The 16,154-nt window shown below is 32.7% G+C and carries 17 protein-coding genes; 3 read left to right on the plus strand and 14 right to left on the minus strand.

Features of this window, described 5'->3' with window-relative positions; genetic code table 11:
- Positions 1-57: 57 nt before the first annotated feature.
- Positions 58-489 (minus strand): MarR family winged helix-turn-helix transcriptional regulator, encoded by a 432-nt coding sequence (locus C1Y58_RS05340; protein ID WP_105614983.1) that lies wholly within the window; start codon positions 487-489, stop codon positions 58-60.
- A 361-nt stretch (positions 490-850) separates the two neighbouring features.
- On the opposite strand from C1Y58_RS05340, the gene C1Y58_RS05345 reads away from it, so the two are divergent.
- On the plus strand, positions 851-2,206 hold the full coding sequence (locus C1Y58_RS05345) for an 8-oxoguanine deaminase (protein WP_105614984.1): 1,356 nt from the start codon (positions 851-853) through the stop codon (positions 2,204-2,206).
- A 172-nt stretch (positions 2,207-2,378) separates the two neighbouring features.
- Here the strand turns inward: C1Y58_RS05345 and C1Y58_RS05350 are convergent, their stop codons facing one another.
- Positions 2,379-3,749 (minus strand): uracil-xanthine permease family protein, encoded by a 1,371-nt coding sequence (locus tag C1Y58_RS05350; RefSeq protein ID WP_105614985.1) that lies wholly within the window; start codon positions 3,747-3,749, stop codon positions 2,379-2,381.
- 369 nt (positions 3,750-4,118) lie between these two features.
- On the opposite strand from C1Y58_RS05350, the gene C1Y58_RS05355 reads away from it, so the two are divergent.
- Complete coding sequence (locus C1Y58_RS05355; RefSeq protein WP_105614986.1) at positions 4,119-4,319, plus strand: hypothetical protein; 201 nt, start codon at positions 4,119-4,121, stop codon at positions 4,317-4,319.
- An 87-nt stretch (positions 4,320-4,406) separates the two neighbouring features.
- Here the strand turns inward: C1Y58_RS05355 and C1Y58_RS05360 are convergent, their stop codons facing one another.
- The 11 genes from C1Y58_RS05360 to C1Y58_RS05405 all read right to left on the minus strand — a co-directional run bounded on the left by C1Y58_RS05360 (position 4,407) and on the right by C1Y58_RS05405 (position 14,083).
- Positions 4,407-5,021 (minus strand): TetR/AcrR family transcriptional regulator, encoded by a 615-nt coding sequence (locus C1Y58_RS05360; RefSeq protein ID WP_105614987.1) that lies wholly within the window; start codon positions 5,019-5,021, stop codon positions 4,407-4,409.
- 140 nt (positions 5,022-5,161) lie between these two features.
- Positions 5,162-6,526, minus strand: coding sequence for an MATE family efflux transporter (locus C1Y58_RS05365; protein ID WP_105614988.1), 1,365 nt, complete (start codon positions 6,524-6,526; stop codon positions 5,162-5,164).
- A gap of 206 nt (positions 6,527-6,732) precedes the next feature.
- On the minus strand, positions 6,733-7,278 hold the full coding sequence (locus C1Y58_RS05370; RefSeq protein ID WP_105614989.1) for a GNAT family N-acetyltransferase: 546 nt from the start codon (positions 7,276-7,278) through the stop codon (positions 6,733-6,735).
- Between the two features lie 27 nt (positions 7,279-7,305).
- Positions 7,306-8,556, minus strand: coding sequence for a DUF2087 domain-containing protein (locus tag C1Y58_RS26850; protein WP_242985342.1), 1,251 nt, complete (start codon positions 8,554-8,556; stop codon positions 7,306-7,308).
- Positions 8,557-8,817: 261 nt separating this feature from the next.
- Positions 8,818-10,068, minus strand: coding sequence for a GNAT family N-acetyltransferase (locus C1Y58_RS05380; RefSeq protein ID WP_105614990.1), 1,251 nt, complete (start codon positions 10,066-10,068; stop codon positions 8,818-8,820).
- Between the two features lie 138 nt (positions 10,069-10,206).
- On the minus strand, positions 10,207-10,338 hold the full coding sequence (locus C1Y58_RS26995; protein ID WP_278286074.1) for a hypothetical protein: 132 nt from the start codon (positions 10,336-10,338) through the stop codon (positions 10,207-10,209).
- Between the two features lie 133 nt (positions 10,339-10,471).
- Positions 10,472-10,870: a GerW family sporulation protein gene (locus C1Y58_RS05385; protein WP_105614991.1), complete on the minus strand. Its 399-nt coding sequence runs from the start codon at positions 10,868-10,870 to the stop codon at positions 10,472-10,474.
- Between the two features lie 24 nt (positions 10,871-10,894).
- Positions 10,895-11,845 (minus strand): DUF2953 domain-containing protein, encoded by a 951-nt coding sequence (locus C1Y58_RS05390; RefSeq protein ID WP_105614992.1) that lies wholly within the window; start codon positions 11,843-11,845, stop codon positions 10,895-10,897.
- A 20-nt stretch (positions 11,846-11,865) separates the two neighbouring features.
- Positions 11,866-12,174, minus strand: a complete 309-nt coding sequence (locus tag C1Y58_RS05395; protein ID WP_105614993.1) for a hypothetical protein — start codon at positions 12,172-12,174, stop codon at positions 11,866-11,868.
- An 11-nt stretch (positions 12,175-12,185) separates the two neighbouring features.
- A complete protein-coding gene (locus tag C1Y58_RS05400) occupies positions 12,186-13,607 on the minus strand; it encodes a hypothetical protein (protein WP_105614994.1) in 1,422 nt (473 codons plus the stop codon).
- Between the two features lie 14 nt (positions 13,608-13,621).
- Entirely contained in the window at positions 13,622-14,083 is a 462-nt protein-coding gene (locus C1Y58_RS05405; RefSeq protein ID WP_105614995.1) for a hypothetical protein, read from the minus strand.
- A 173-nt stretch (positions 14,084-14,256) separates the two neighbouring features.
- Here C1Y58_RS05405 and C1Y58_RS05410 point away from each other — a divergent pair, with 173 nt between their 5' ends.
- Positions 14,257-15,243, plus strand: coding sequence for an ABC transporter substrate-binding protein (locus C1Y58_RS05410; protein ID WP_105614996.1), 987 nt, complete (start codon positions 14,257-14,259; stop codon positions 15,241-15,243).
- Between the two features lie 17 nt (positions 15,244-15,260).
- On the opposite strand, the gene C1Y58_RS05415 is transcribed toward C1Y58_RS05410, so the two are convergent.
- A complete protein-coding gene (locus C1Y58_RS05415) occupies positions 15,261-15,875 on the minus strand; it encodes a hypothetical protein (RefSeq protein ID WP_105614997.1) in 615 nt (204 codons plus the stop codon).
- Positions 15,876-16,154 lie beyond the last annotated feature (279 nt).

Raw genomic sequence — 16,154 nt, forward strand, 5'->3', positions numbered from 1 at the left:
ATCCTCCAAGCAATTATTTAGTTTATAGTTAACTAACTAATTATTTAAACTCTTTTACTATTTCTCTTTAAGAGTTCTTAATCCTTTACTTAATAATCTCACTAGCATCTCTATCTCTTTTTCATCAAGTACCTGTTTTAAATCATTTGCAAAATCATAATAGATATTTAATTGGATATCTAATAGCTCCTTACCTAAATCTGTTAATACAACATAGAAGACTCTTTTATCATCATCAGATTGCACTTTCTTAACAAACCCTTGGCTTATTAACTTATTGACCATGGTTGTTACAGAAGGTTTAGAATAACCTAATTCCACGGCAATTTCGCTTAGAGTAGGTTTCTCTTTCATTCGTATCACTTCTAAGTAATCACTATGATTAACACTTAATTTAGATAAATCATCAACATCAAGTAATTCATTCGCTCTTTTTGTTAATTCTTCATCTAAATACAAATACATTTCTTCAAATATCTCTTTTAACATATTATACCTCTTTTAAATTAGTTAGTTATAAACTAATCAATATTCTATATTAATCTGTTCAGATTGTCAATAAAAAAATTCCTCCTTTACATGCACTCTTACATATACGTGCCTATCTTCCATTTTTTATGCCTTTAGTGTATAATAAATATACAACTAATCTTAAACTCAACACTTATTTAGTACAAAATATTACATATTTCTTAAAGACTACTCTTATGTAATCAACGACTTACTATCTATGTAATCATGAAATTACTTCAAAAGAACATCACATTTCTTACACCTGAGTACCTATACTTATTACATTCATTTATCACCAGAAATTATCAATTTGTTTTGAATACAAGGAGTGGTATGTATGTCTTTATTAATTAAAAACGCAAAAGCAATTGTAACGATGAACCGTAAGAAAGAAGTCCTTGAAGGAGCTAACATTCTTATTGAAGGTAAGAAAATAACCTACATTGGTAAAGAAGAACACGAAGCTACAGAAGTGATTGATGCATCCAATATGTATGTATATCCAGGTCTTGTGAACACTCACCATCACCTCTATCAAACATTTACAAGAAATCTACCTGATGTTCAAAACATGGAATTATTTCCTTGGCTCTTATACCTCTATGAGATATGGAAAAACTTAAGGGATGAGACCATCTACTATAGTTCTATAGTCGGAATGGGTGAACTAGCTAAGTACGGTTGTACAACTGTATTTGATCATCATTATGTATTTAAAACTGGGAAGCATAGTAATTTCATTGACACCCAATTCAAAGCAGCAGAAGATCTAGGTATGAGATTTCATGCTTCAAGAGGTAGTATGTCTCTTGGTAAAGATCAAGGCGGGTTACCTCCAATGGAAGTCGTTCAGAATGTCGAAGATATACTATATGATAGTGAAAGGTTGATTAATAAGTTCCATGATACAAGTCAATATTCTATGAGTAACATTGTTCTTGCTCCATGTTCTCCATTTAGTGTAACAACAGATCTTTTAGAAGAAAGTGCAAAGTTTGCTAGAAGCAAAGGTGTAAGACTTCACACCCATCTCGTAGAAACCATCGATGAAGAAAATTTCTGCTTAGAAAAGTTTGGTAAAAGACCTTTAGAATATATGGAAAGTGTCGGATGGGTAGGCAAAGATGTGTGGTACGCTCATGGCATTCATTTTAATAATGAGGAATTGGAAGTCATGAAAAAGACTCAAACTGGAGTTGCCCACTGCCCTATCTCAAATATGAAACTAGCATCAGGAATTGCTAGAATTAGCGAAATGGTTGAAATGGATATACCAGTCGGTATTGCTGTTGATGGTAGTGCTAGTAACGATGGTTCCAATTTACTTGAAGAAATTAGAACTGGTTACTTACTACAAAGACTTAAGTATAGTAACAATGCTGTCACTCCAGATAAATTCCTTGAATTAGCCACCAAAGGCGGGGCTAAAATTTTAGGTAGAGACGACTTTGGTAGTCTAGAAGTGGATATGGCAGCAGACTTATTTATGGTTAACATTGACAGGCTTCAATATGTTGGTACGGAGTTAGACCCTACTTCATTAATTTGTACTGTTGGAATCAAGCATCCTGTTGATTATACCATTATCAATGGTGAAGTCATCGTTAAAGATGGTTACCTTACAAGAATTGATGAAGAAAAAATAGCTGCGGAAGCTAAAGCAGAATTTAGGGATTTTATTTCAAAGAAATAAATGATATAATTAACAAAAGCATATAGGGGGTACTACAAAGCAAGGAACCAAGGATGGTAAATCCGGCTACCTTTTAGATAGGATATCTAACCTGCCGGTGCAGTAGGACTCTTTCTATATAAAAGAGTGCATTCAAATAGAATGCACTCTTTTCATCTTTTCCTACTTAAGCTTAAGCTGTCTCTTTAGACTCTTCTTCCAATTTTTCAAAGGGTTCTGCGCGGACTTCAGCATCATCCTCATCCTTTGGTAATATTATATTTAGGACAAAAGCTACTAAACCAGTAGCAAAAATTTTATCTTGAAAAATAAAATGGAATGCCTTTGGATAGGCTTCAAAAGCTTCTTTATTTAGGCCTATAGCGGTTGCTAAACCAAAACCAACCCCTAAAGCAACAGCCAAAATAATAGCATTTCTACCAGTTAAATTTGTTCTAGCAATCATTCTAATACCTGTAACTGTGATTAATGCAAATACAACAATGACAGCTCCTCCTAAGACGCTAGCAGGCATAACTGAAACTATAGCAGCTAATTTGGGTACAAAGGACAACAATAATAGAAATCCAATCCCAACTGCTACTGTAAATCGATTAACACATTTGGTTAAAGCTACAATACCAACATTTTGACTGAAAGAAGTATTAGGCATTACACCAAAAATGGCTGCTACAGAACTACCTAAACCATCTGCATAAAGTGACCCTCTTATTTCCTCAGGAGTAGCAGCTCTATTCAATCCTCCTACAGTAACCCCATGGGTATCTCCAATAGTTTCCACTGCGGTGATTAAAAATAGTGCCACGAATAATATAATAGCTTCTAAATTAAAACTTAGACCCATTTTAAGCGGTATGGCTGGTAAAGCAAACCAAGCTGCTTCTTTTACAGGAGTAAAATCGATGATCCCCATAATAGCAGCAATTATGTATCCAACTACCAAAGAAATAAGTATAGCAGAAGATTTTACCATGCCTTTAGCAAAAGCATTTAACAATATGAATATCGCAAACACTGTTGTCCCCAATAACATATTTGATATGGAACCATAGCTTTCAGAACCTACTCCACCAGCAAAATAATCAGCACCTACTCCAATTAAAGTAAGACCAATACTCATAACAACAATGCCAGAAACAATTGGTGGAAAGAACTTCTTAAACTTCATAAAAGTTTTCCCTACTAACATTTCAAAAAGTCCACCGATGAGACATGCTCCCATTACTGTTCCATAACCGTATGTAAGGCCGATAGAGATCGCAGCCCCTAGGAATGTAAAACTAGTACCCATGACGATGGGCAAACCTGATCCAATAGGTCCTATTTTGAATATTTGAATTAGTGTGACAACTCCAGCGATAAACATTGCAGCTTGTAAGAGATAAATCTTGTCAGAACTGCTTAAACCAAGTACACCTGCAACAATAATTATTGGTGCCAAATTACCTGTAAACATAGCTAAAACATGTTGTAATCCAAGTGGTACAGCTTTTGTAATAGGGGGTTTTCCATCTAGTTGTTGTAGAATTGTTTTCTCACTCATTAATATCCTCCCTTTCAAGAAAAGTAACTCCATTACCTTTCTTACACAAAATTGAATTAGTTGCGTGTACTAATCAATTATAACATTGTTGTAAATTAATTACAATATAATGAATGAACTTCTCTAATCCTTCATAACAATCCAACAATTGATTATCCGGTACTACTCCTAACATGTTTTAATTCTGTAAATAATACACCCACGATCATCTCTCTTTAGTAATTATCAACTAAGAATAAGGGGTTTAACAGAAGGTACTCTGTAGACTTTGTTAATTTTATATCAATTCAATTATTATCTCTTGCCTCCAAGCACAATATGTATTATAATTGTGTTAATTAATTAACATATTTAAAGGGAGGGTTTTTCATGGTAGCTATCAAAGAACAACAAGAGCTCAACTCAAGTAATAAGCTCATTTCATATGATAATCTTTGCGTCAGTACTTGTCCAGAATGTGGTGGAGCTATTTATTTCACTAAGACAGGATGTTTCTGCAGAAGCAATTTCGACCATAATTGTCAATGGAATTGTGAAAAATGTAACCCAAGAAGTGGAGCATGTAAATAATCTTAGATAAATGATTAATATGATATATTAAAAACTGCTACTCTACTTTAAAAAGTCGTTTAGCAGTTTTTTTGATTTGTTATACTTCTATTTATAAAATGCTACCTTAAGCGTCTGAATATAGGTATCAATTTCATCGACGATTGGTCTGAAATCCATTGGATAAGTGATTTTTTTATACCGTTCAGAAAATTCCTCACCATACTTTTCAAAAGTCCATCTGATAATTGTCATAGCTTTTTCTACATCAATATCATCTCTAAAAACTGAGTAATCAACTTGATCACCATAAATTTTGCTTATCAACTTAATACTTTCACCATGATTCATTTGCATGATCTCATCTCGTGTTTTATGATGAAGTATAAGCATTGAGAAATCTAATATATATGGATACTGCTCCACAACCTGCATCTTGATTATGACTGACTGTTTAATGCGTTCTAAGATATCTTTTTCATTCCAATCGAAATGTTCTTCAAATTGCCTCATAATTATCTCTACACTAAATTCAATTAGATATTCAAATAGCCCCTTTTTATTTTTAAAATAATGAAATAATATCCCTTTTGAAATTCCAGCATTTTCTACAATAACGTTAGTAGAAGCTTTTTCGAATCCATTTTTTGCAAATTCTTCTAGGGCACTATTAATGATTCTATCTTTTTTTTCTTGACTAGTTTTTATAAAGGCTTCGTTCATCTATAAACCTCCTTTAATTCCTCTTTACCTAACTCTTATCTTATTATACCCTCCATTGACCAATATAGTCAAATTATCACTTTATAAAGACCACTGAATTCTATAATCTGATAAGAATTTAGTGGTCTAATTGAGGTTGATTATGGTTCAATACTAATTTTAGTCCATTTTTTGCTACTAAAACGTCTAAAGATTACAATACAAAATATAAAAAAGGATATTATTTCAGCATACCAAACGCCAGCAACCCCACTATTGAGACGTATGATGAAAACATATGCTAAAGGAATAAAAACTATCCAAAGTCGCAAAGTTGTAATAATCATAACATTACGCGTATCACCAGCCCCTCTAAGAGCACCAGACATAACGATCATAAAATTTAAGAAAGGTTGATTTAATCCCATTACCAGCATGGTTGCAATAGATAGCATAATGATATTTTCTTCTGGTGTAAATATTCCAAGGAGCTGTCCAGGAAAGATTAAATATATTAATCCCATAAGTACTCCCCAAAATACCCCTAGTAAAGAAGCTGTATATCCAGTATCTACTGCTCGCTCCACTTGCTTCTCTCCCAATGCTTTGCCAACTAAAGTTGCTGCAGCAATGGATAAACCAACAGCTGGCATAAATGAAATAGACTCTAAATTAAGTAATATACGAAAAGCCGCTTCTGAATCCGTATCAAGTTGTGATACAAACACACCAATGAATACAAAGGACCCTTGCATAAGAGCTTGCTCCACAGCTCCTGGATAACTAATTTTCCACAGTGGTTTTAAAATACTTTTAGAGATCTTCATATTTTTAAATAAAATACGAACACGTTCATGTCTAAAAAATAAAACAAAGGAATAAAGCAAGAACGCAATTATTCGTGATATGGTTGTAGACCATGCAGCACCTGCAATTCCCATCTTAGGAAAAGGTCCAACACCAGTTATTAATACATAATTACCTATAATATTAAGGAAAACAGCGATTCCTGTTATAACCATAGGTGTAATTGTATCCCCAGCGCCTCTTAAGATTGCAGCAAAGGAAAAGGATAAAAACATAAAAATCATACCGAAAATAATTATATAAAAATATTCCAACGTTAAACGTAGAACTTCTTCAGTCATATCGTAAATTCCAAAAATCCGTATTGCAAAGGCACCTGCCATAATTGAAATAATAATTCCTATGATGAAGTTAATTGTGACAGCTTGCCCTGCCACTTTATTAAGTTTGGAATAATCACCTTCTCCATAAGATCTAGCTATCATAGCAGTTGCTCCAGTATTAAAAGAAGAAAAAACAAAAATTAACGTGAAAATAATTTGATTTGCAAATCCCACTGCTGCTAAAGCACCTGGTCCAATAAAATGACTAATCATCAATGTATCGGCAACACCCAGTGCAGTATTCAGACTCATTTCAATAATTGCAGGTAAGGCTAACGCGATTATTGATACTAATAATTTTTTATGTTCGTTCAGAAAATGTTTAATTTTGTTCATAATTAGTCACAATCTCCCCATTATGTATTTACGTAAGACCAAAATCATTAGAAGCTTTTTCGTGATGCAGGTCACCAGTCCATTCATTATATATGTAATCCTATGAATTTACAACTATTTATACTAATTTTTTTCATTTTTTCTACAAAGAATTTCTTTTAATTATATTTTATTACATTGAAAAAGGACTTATTTTTAGCTAAGCCCTAAATCAAATGTTCTAAGCCCAAAAGAGCAAATGTATCTTGACTAAATTCTTTGTGTCCGTGTATCCCAGTAATTTTATCAAATCCACATTTAGTCCAAAATCTTAGAGCTGGCCAATTTTTCAAGTAAACACCTATCCCTAATTTATTATAACCAGCTTCTTTTGCTTCTTTTTTAATCAAATTAATAATTTCTTGTCCGTATCCTTTTTTATGAAACACGCTGCTAATTAGAAACATGCCAATCCAAAGGGTTGTTACTTCTGGATACCCATGGTATAAGTCATAAAAACCTATGAGTTTACTTGAATCTCTTAAATGGATTGACTTACAGCGATAATACTCTTGACTTGCATCCTTTATTGGAGGCAGGTCCCCTTCTAATACGCAATTTCTAATATAATCAGGTTTAAACCTTTCACCTTCTAATATTTCTTTTGTTGACCATGATTCACATATACTTTGTAAATTATCAACCTCATTAATCGTAACATCGCTAATAAGTAAGTTACTTGTCTCACTTATCTCAGGTACAACCCTTCTCATCCCCTAACCTCCATATCTCAGTAGTATTTAGACTACCCAATAAAGACTACAGTCTTTAGTTCTCTCCATAAACCCATACTCAATCAAGTAACGCCTTACCGTTACAAAGTCATCATAGATACTTTTTATAACTTGATTAACTTCAATTTCTTTGTATTTTTTATTGTACTCGAATAAACTTGCAAAGTGGAAGAGTATGATAATCTTATCTTTCTCTTTCTTTGGTAATTGTAACAATGTCCCATCTGGTTTAATGAATTTTTCCATCACTTCCTTTTGATGCCCCTGAGAAATAGCGTACCTTTCATCAAGCATGCGTGGTGTTTTGTGAATAGCTATGATCTTATCATCTTCATTTTGCTTTTCATCGACTAAACTCATCAAGGCTAAAAAGACCTTTGCTTGCTTCTGCTTTTCCTTTAATCTAAAGCGATGGTTTCGAACCGTCGACTTGGCAATGCCAGCTTTTTTTGCTACCGCCTCATCATCCAACCCTTGATAAAAATCTGTAACTAGATCTGTTTGTATCTGTGATAATCCAGTGTACTTCTTATCCATATTCAGTAGCACTTCAATCATTGAACCATGGGCATCTAAGATATGTTCTTCTATAGCTTTCTTAGCATTATAGAATACATTTCCTTTGGGATAAATCACATTTTCATCAAAACATTTTCCACATACTAGACAAATATATTTGCCATCATGCTTAACAAACCCAGCCTTCATTTCCTCAATAGAAGCATTCCAAAATACCTCCGATAAATCTTTCAGAGAAAAATACAGATGCTCAGAATTATTAGGCTCAACATCTAAAACAGTTTCTGCAGAGTCTTTTCTTCTATTAGTCAATTGGCGTTTAGACTTTTTTCTATGATAGCCTCGATCTCCATACGGTTGAAGATTCTCTAGCCATTTTTCTTCAAGATCTTTCGCTTTTTTTCTAACTCTCTTTTGAATTTCAGTAAAGTTTTCATCCATGGCATATGCAATTTCATCTTCTTCTCTTCTAACTTCTTCCAAAATTTCGAATTCAAAAGCTTCTTCTCCTAAGGTATTATACTCTTCCTGCAACGCTTTGTTTGGAAATATCCCATTGCTTTCAAGGGATTTCTTAAAGCGATTCATTTTAGAGGTTATATCATCACTACTATGAATAAACACTTTTCCATTCTGTTTGTTTCGAATGCAGAACACACCGGCTGGTCGTTTCATCAGTTCCTCAACATACAATCTTTCAGCTTCTGCTTTTCGTTGCTTCTTATCTTTCTTATCCATTTCATCACCTTCTTGTTTGTATATATGCAAACAACATTATGTTATGTTTGTTATTAATAGTATACCCCAAAACTAAATAATAGTCAAATATTAAATATGTTTGTATATATACAAACATATTCAATATTGTTTTAAGTAAATAATCCAATCAACTATGTTACATCTTTCTATTAATGTTTGCATTTCTTGGTTGCTATACTACTTTACTATAAGAAAAAACAAGTACTATATCCATTTCAAATAGGACATAGCACTTTACTATCAAAAACCAGTTGTACACTTAGGTTTCTCATCTGTTCTAAATATTCTATGTACGGTATCGATATAACTTACATCAGATATATCAACTAATCCATATCGATATAGCGCTTTAAAGCTAATTGCTCCCATAATCATCGAAGAGAACTCCGATACATCAAGCGTAATCTCTACTTCAAAATCACTAGCCTCATAATGAGCTAAGCCATTGATGAAATGTATAATGGTACTCCCTTCATTCTCTTTATAAAAAGAATCTCTGATTGTAATCTTTAGCCGACAAGTTACATCACCAAAATTATGCTGAGATAAAGCCTTAAAGATCCCTTTAACATCAATAACTCGATACATAAGCCCAACACCTTGAATGTTACTTTCATGGTACACATGAGGAATAACATGATCAACGCCATTACGAGGATCAGATAATAAATGATGGAAATACTCATCTTGAGTATTCACGATAATATATCTAATCTGATCTTTTTGACTATGTAAGAATGTTAGTAATTCATATAGACCTTTTCTATCTTCATAGATGAATTCTTTGATTACCATATCATTGCTTAAAAAACTACCTTCTTCATAAGGTTGAAAGGTAAAACTTATATAAGCTAATACGCTACCCTCTTTTTTATATGCTACTACTCTATTTTCCGAATTCTCAAAGATATTATCAAAATCTCCTATACTTCTCTCAATCATCCCATGATTCTGATCCACAAAACGCTGATAGCAATCAAATAATAACTGCTGATCTTCTTGCTTCAGAAAATAGAGGCTACCCTTAGAATCACCTACAGGTAAATTCTCAGGTTTGATCCGATACTGATTCATTTTAGTTCCATAACCAAATCCCATCTTCTTATAAAAATCTGGTCTAAAGGGATAGAGCATGAGCATATAAGTACCCCTCATTTTATAATGTTGAATAAAGTATTCGATAAGTTGTTTAGCTACTTTCTCTTTCTTATGGAGTAAATCAACTGCCACAGCACCTACTCCACCAGCTTTCGCTTTTGTTGATAAGAGTTGCATATTGAAATCATATAAAATCATCCCGCCTAATAAATAATTGTCATCGAAAGCACCAAAAAAATTTTTATACCCACACTCTCTATGGGCTTTCTTGAATTTTTCAATTCTTTTTTCTCTTTCTTCAGGTGTATTAACCGCCATTCTTGTGTAGGCATTTCTTGTAACATCTAAAAAAGCTCCAAAATCTTCATTTCCTAACTGACGAATATTTAACATACTCCCCCTCCTTTTACTTTACATTAACATGAGATCGATATTCTTATTGTAAAATCAGCACCATAATTTGTCAATATTGTAGCTAAGCAAAATATTTTAAAGACCACTAGATTAATTATCCAGTGGTCTTATGCAACATTACCTCATGACTTCTTTATGAACCTCCATCAGAAAAAAGTCATTTTTTCTAATCTCTAGCAATTCATTATTAGGGTATTGCCTCACCTTTTTATTTTTATTAATCATATTATGAAAAAAGATTTTCTTCATCTTTAAAATCCTCCGTGAATTTTATTATGCTCCACTATTTTAACTTTATTTTATTGTTTTGTCAATATATGGTTATGTATTTTTTTTAGAACACAATAAAAGGGCACCTTTATGAGATGCCCAACAGAGTAACTTATTCACTTTGCTTCATTTCTTCTACTTTTTCACTTACTTCTGGGTCTAAAGGTTCTTCTTTCGTTTTCCCAGTAAATCTCTCGATAACATCTGGAACCATGTCAATTAATTTTGTAACCGTATCTTGTTTCTTGATATTAACTAATTTAGTTTGTCCATCTTTTATTACTAAAACTGCACTTGGTTGAATCTTAGCACCTAAGCCACCAGCTCCACCAGTTTGACCATGTTTATCTTGTTGCTTTTCATTAGCGCCTGCTCCTACACCAAAGGTAACATCTACTAAAGGCAATATGATGGTTTCCTCTATATGTACAGGATCACCAACCACTGTTTTGGAAGAAACAAAACTCTCCATTTCACTTAATAGTGCACTTAATGTTTCTTTAGCCGTCATTCCACTTCAACACCTTTCATTCATTTATTTTCTAAAGGTTCTCATTATAAAGCTTGCGTAATTTCTTACTTTTTTATCTAATAATAATTTACCCGCTATCAAGGTAATATAGTAGAGATATATTCTACCTTTAAAATACCCCTTACCTTCAAAAATTTCATTATTGAACTCACCCTGGATTTGTAGATGATTGTTTTTGTCTATGAAAGGTTTGAGTACACCATCTAAGGCAAGTACATAACCAGTATTTGAAGGATCTTCAAAACCTACTACTAGACTAATATTAAATTTTCGTGGTTTAATATGCTTCAATAACTTGATGAGACTTTTTTTGCAGGAGCGAAAAACTGCTTCCCGATCCTCATGTTGATATACTGCTTTTATCTTATCAAGAATACTTGGTTCTTGAGTTTTTGTTTTTTTCTTGTATTTTGTCTTATTTCTTTTCTTTTTAGTTTTATGTTCTATTGTTGATTGATTCTCAAATCCTTTATCTTTTACTTGTCTTTCTGTTTTCTTGATTTCTTTCTTAGTTTCAGATGGAATGTTATCTGCTTGTCTATATTCTGTTACCAGTTCTGGTATGACTTTATCATCATCTTTATCACTATCAAGATCTTTATCAACTGTTTTATCATCTACGATTTTATTATCTACTTTATTTGGTGCTTTATCACGTACCTCTTTAACTGGATTATTGTCTGTTTTTTCTTTATTCTTATCTTTCAATAGCTTTATTACTCTTATCTTTATATGCATTTCATTATTAATATATTCCCACTTAATAGAAAAGAGTTTTAAAAACCAACTCACCTTAGCTTTTAGAGTTAATTCCTCATCATACTCAAACTCACCTTCATATCGAATGGGCACAAATAAAACAATTAGTATTAATAATAAAATAAAACCCACTATTGATACAAGTACAATACCTATCACTTTTAATATTGTCAGGAGAATCATTAATATTTGCATATAATCGCCTCATTAAATAGTTAACTAAAGAACGCCCGATTATAGAAATCTTCACCTTCTTCATACAGTTGACTAATGATATCTGTCGTAATAATTAGAGCTCCATCTTCATCACTGGCAATACCAACAACGACTAAGGATTTCTCTTTATACATAGCTTTTTGAAGTTCCTCTACTGCAATAAACTCCAAAGGGAAACGACTATCATCATCATAGTATATAACGTAGTAGTCATTTAATACTTTCCCTTTTTTTAAAGCTTTTATAAGTCCTTTTTGTTTTTTTTCATTAATATCTTCACTAAAAAAGAGCTTATCTGCAAATTGCATAGCATCAACCTTTACATATATTCAGCTTTTATGACTTGATATTCCCGCCATGTATATAACTTTTCTTCTAGGCGTGAACATGATTGTAACGCTACTAAAATAAAATCGAATAGTTCTTGTGGTCTTCTAAATGCTATAGGTAACGTGTATAAAAGCTGATTAATTTTTCCACGACCAACTTCTTTTTCTGATGTCACCAAAATATCCTCTATAAAATGATTTAAATCATCTATTGACATTTCTAAAGCTTTACGGTCCGTTTGAGTTTCGTCTAATGTATCAATTTGATCAATTTCAGCGAAAAGACTTGTTGACAATAGTCTCTTCGAAATAACCAAATCACTTAAATATTCTTTTATGCTTAAGTTTTCAATGAGACGTTGATTGTTTAATACTAGATCAACAACGCCATCCATTTTATCAATTTCTTCATGCCACTTCTCAGGTATACCTTCTAAAGCAGTTAATGAGTCATAAACTAAGGAATCACTTAGATCATCGTTTTCAGTCACATGCTGCATGATCCTACAAAAATGTTTCATAGCTGGTTCTTTAACTGAAATCCTTTGGCAATCAAATGGTGGTCCTATAAATATGACAATTAATAAGTTAACTAACTCAGTAATCGACCTACATATATCCAATCCTTGCTCTAAACGTTTACTTAATTCCTCCAACTTGCTCAAATATTCACAGGCTTCATCTTCGGTTATTTCATTAAACGGAATTGAACTGAGTTTATGAAGTATACTTGTGTAAGAATTAAAATAGTCGCCATACCCATTAACTCTTTCAGGTAATATCGTATCCTTAACCCCTTTTAGATAATTCTGCAGGTCTGTTTGATAGCCGCCATAATAAATTTGCATGCTGTTTCTTACATAATCATATGTTTTTTCTTTTGCCATCCTAATGGGAACAATTCTCAGAATCTCTTTAATACGTTGATTGATTAAGAACTTGTCTTGATCCATAAAAGCAAAGTTTAATAATTCTCCCGCTAAAGCTTCGTCATCAGGGCATTCATCAATCTTATTAATCTTCTTTTTTAGAATACTTTCAAACAATTCAATGGTGTCATTATAGGCTACAAGAACTTTAACTCTGTCTTCCAAAGTTCTCTTAGCTTTTTTTAATTGATCTGTATAAATGACTTTTTCCGCTTGATCATTGACGATAGGACCAATGTTCCGAACACAATGCTTCATATTCTGATAGATATCATTCAATTCAGCTTCGTTGGTTAGCATCTCATGTAAATTCTGTTCAGTGAACGTTTCTTCAGTTGCAATGTAATGCATAATTAAATCTAATAACGCTACAATATGATAATTTTGAAATTGATAATTATTTAATTCTTTAATTGCTTCTTCAAAAGTATCTTGATCAATATCTGGTTGTGTTAATATATTTTTTATATACGATACTTCCATTTTATACCCCTCTATTATTTTAATCTTCTACCACAATGAACGCAGTGGGTTGAATCAGGATGATTACCTATATTACAGTACTTGCAAAAACGCATAACAAAGTAGCCTTCTTCATTTTTTTTAGGTTCAATAACCACCTTCTCAACATCTGTTTCATTCTCTAAGTCTTCAGCAGGCTCAACCACAACCTCTTCCTGGTCAAAGACTTGTCCCTGCTTGATGTTTTCAATGATATTCATGTTATACTCTATTTCTTTGAGTAAATTTTTAATCTTGTCTGAAGGGTCGCTTATCTCATTTTGGGCTGCTTTGTAGGTTAGTATACCAATTTGCCTAAAATACTTGTTATTATCATACTTAAGCTTTTGAATATCAACCTCGTCTTTCGTTTTTTGAACCACATCTTTCGTTTTATCAGCAATGACTTTTGAACCTATATAAGCACTTTTCTTCAAACTGTCAAATAGATCTTTCATCATTTTTTCTTCCTTTCCCATTATCTGCATACTTATAAACATTATATATGAAACACTACACTTATTCAATAAAACTAAAGAAAAATTAAATGTTATCTATTAAACTTAATAACCATGAACCTTTGACGAGCATCTTCGAATACAATGTAGTAGCAAAATTAGGAGGGCTTACTATGAAGAAAATAGCAATTCTTCTTACAGTCTTAATAAGTATTATACTCATCTTACCAGGATGTCAAAACACAAAGAAAGAAACAATTCGATTAAATGAAGTAGTCCGTTCAATCTTTTATGCACCACAATATGTAGCACTTGAAAAGGGCTTCTTTGAAGAAGAAGGTTTAGAGATAGAACTGAGCACTGGTTGGGGTGCAGATAAAAGTATGGCGGCACTATTATCTAATAATGCAGAAATTGCTCTAATGGGACCCGAAGCCTCTATTTATGTTTATAATGAAGGGCAAGAGAACTATGCCATATCTTTCGCACAGCTTACTCAAAGAGCTGGGAACTTTTTAATAGGTAGGGAACCATCTCCTGACTTCCAATGGGAGGATGTTAAAGGTAAAACCATCATCGGTGGCCGACCAGGTGGTATGCCACAACTTGTATTAGAGTATATACTCAAACAGAATGGCATTGAACCTTTTAGTGATGTAGAAATTATCACCAATATCCAATTCTCTGCTACAGCTGGCTCCTTTGTAGGGGGCACAGGTGACTATACAGCTGAGTTTGAACCCACTGCATCAAAACTTGAAAACGAAGAAACAGGTTATGTCGTTGCATCTCTAGGAACAGCTAGTGGTAAAGTTCCTTACACGACATATATGGCAACTAAGGAGTATCTGGCTGGAAATGAAGATGTCATTCAAGGATTTACCAATGCCATTTACAAAGGCCAAATTTGGGTAGAGGATCATACCCCTGCCGAAATTGCAGAAGTTATTCAACCTTATTTCGAAGAAACAGATTTAAAATTAATCACACAAATCGTTGAAAGATATAAAAGTCAAGATACTTGGCGAACTGACCCTTACTTTGATGAAGGTGGATATGACCTACTTCTTGATATATTAGAAACAGGTGGTCAGCTAGAAAAAGCACCTGAGTTTGAAGTTCTTGTTAATAATACTTATGCTGAAAAAACAATGGAGTAGCTCACGCTACTCCTTTCTCAATGTACTAATACTTTCTCCTTTTTCTGATCCCAATATTCTTCAGTCATGTAATATGTAATCTCAATTAAATTTGCATTTAATCCTTTATATCTTGAAATTATTATCCTATCTTCGTATTTATGCCAACTTGCCAACTTCCACTCTGTTCCTTCATATTCTGGATTATCAAAATCACTTAAATCTGGCTCCTTATAAATTTCAGTAAAATAACTAACAAACTCGTGAACATATTCTTCATCCACGTCTCTTATAGAATAATAGTAATCCGTTAGATAATTAGAATTAAATTGAACATAATCATCACCTACAAACAATCCTTTAGGGAAGTGAAGCTTCAAAAATACTTTTTTATTACATATTGTCATGTAATCATCAACTTTTATTAATTTTCCACCTTCAGACGTATCTATTACCTCGTATTCAAAACCCTTCTCTTCGATTATCTTAATACAATCCTCATAGGAAGCTAGCATTTCATATCTATCAATTATATTGCTATTTTCGCTGGTCTGATTTTGAATTCTTAGAAAATTATCTTGCGCTGTATTTGAAGTGTATGCAAATGTAATTGACCCAATAATTAGAACAATCGTACTTAAAGTCTTAATCATCCATCCATCTACCTCTTTCATATTCATTAATGTTATGGGTTAAAGATTTATCCCATCTTTTGAACTTTATTTTTTACTATTATAATATAGATTAAGTTAAAAATAAAGAAACTTTGGCTGTAAAATCCTCCTTTGATGATTGACCTATGGCAGTCATTCTAGCATTGTAGACTAAAATATCATCATCATCATCAATTTCTATTGGTATAACTTTTACAAAATAGTCACAGCATTTCGATAAAGCATCACATTCACAAAATATGCTTGTTTACTAGACCC

This window comes from Vallitalea okinawensis, assembly GCF_002964605.1.
GTDB lineage: Bacteria > Bacillota > Clostridia > Lachnospirales > PQDH01 > Vallitalea_A > Vallitalea_A okinawensis.

Bases quoted from the DNA above. Each gene is read 5' to 3' on its own strand.
- C1Y58_RS05340 (WP_105614983.1), bottom strand. From the start codon at position 489: ATGTTAAAAGAGATATTTGAAGAAATGTATTTGTATTTAGATGAAGAA.
- C1Y58_RS05345 (WP_105614984.1), top strand. From the start codon at position 851: ATGTCTTTATTAATTAAAAACGCAAAAGCAATTGTAACGATGAACCGT.
- C1Y58_RS05350 (WP_105614985.1), bottom strand. From the start codon at position 3,749: ATGAGTGAGAAAACAATTCTACAACAACTAGATGGAAAACCCCCTATT.
- C1Y58_RS05355 (WP_105614986.1), top strand. From the start codon at position 4,119: ATGGTAGCTATCAAAGAACAACAAGAGCTCAACTCAAGTAATAAGCTC.
- C1Y58_RS05360 (WP_105614987.1), bottom strand. From the start codon at position 5,021: ATGAACGAAGCCTTTATAAAAACTAGTCAAGAAAAAAAAGATAGAATC.
- C1Y58_RS05365 (WP_105614988.1), bottom strand. From the start codon at position 6,526: ATGAACAAAATTAAACATTTTCTGAACGAACATAAAAAATTATTAGTA.
- C1Y58_RS05370 (WP_105614989.1), bottom strand. From the start codon at position 7,278: ATGAGAAGGGTTGTACCTGAGATAAGTGAGACAAGTAACTTACTTATT.
- C1Y58_RS26850 (WP_242985342.1), bottom strand. From the start codon at position 8,556: ATGGATAAGAAAGATAAGAAGCAACGAAAAGCAGAAGCTGAAAGATTG.
- C1Y58_RS05380 (WP_105614990.1), bottom strand. From the start codon at position 10,068: ATGTTAAATATTCGTCAGTTAGGAAATGAAGATTTTGGAGCTTTTTTA.
- C1Y58_RS26995 (WP_278286074.1), bottom strand. From the start codon at position 10,338: ATGAAGAAAATCTTTTTTCATAATATGATTAATAAAAATAAAAAGGTG.
- C1Y58_RS05385 (WP_105614991.1), bottom strand. From the start codon at position 10,870: ATGACGGCTAAAGAAACATTAAGTGCACTATTAAGTGAAATGGAGAGT.
- C1Y58_RS05390 (WP_105614992.1), bottom strand. From the start codon at position 11,845: ATGCAAATATTAATGATTCTCCTGACAATATTAAAAGTGATAGGTATT.
- C1Y58_RS05395 (WP_105614993.1), bottom strand. From the start codon at position 12,174: ATGCAATTTGCAGATAAGCTCTTTTTTAGTGAAGATATTAATGAAAAA.
- C1Y58_RS05400 (WP_105614994.1), bottom strand. From the start codon at position 13,607: ATGGAAGTATCGTATATAAAAAATATATTAACACAACCAGATATTGAT.
- C1Y58_RS05405 (WP_105614995.1), bottom strand. From the start codon at position 14,083: ATGAAAGATCTATTTGACAGTTTGAAGAAAAGTGCTTATATAGGTTCA.
- C1Y58_RS05410 (WP_105614996.1), top strand. From the start codon at position 14,257: ATGAAGAAAATAGCAATTCTTCTTACAGTCTTAATAAGTATTATACTC.
- C1Y58_RS05415 (WP_105614997.1), bottom strand. From the start codon at position 15,875: ATGATTAAGACTTTAAGTACGATTGTTCTAATTATTGGGTCAATTACA.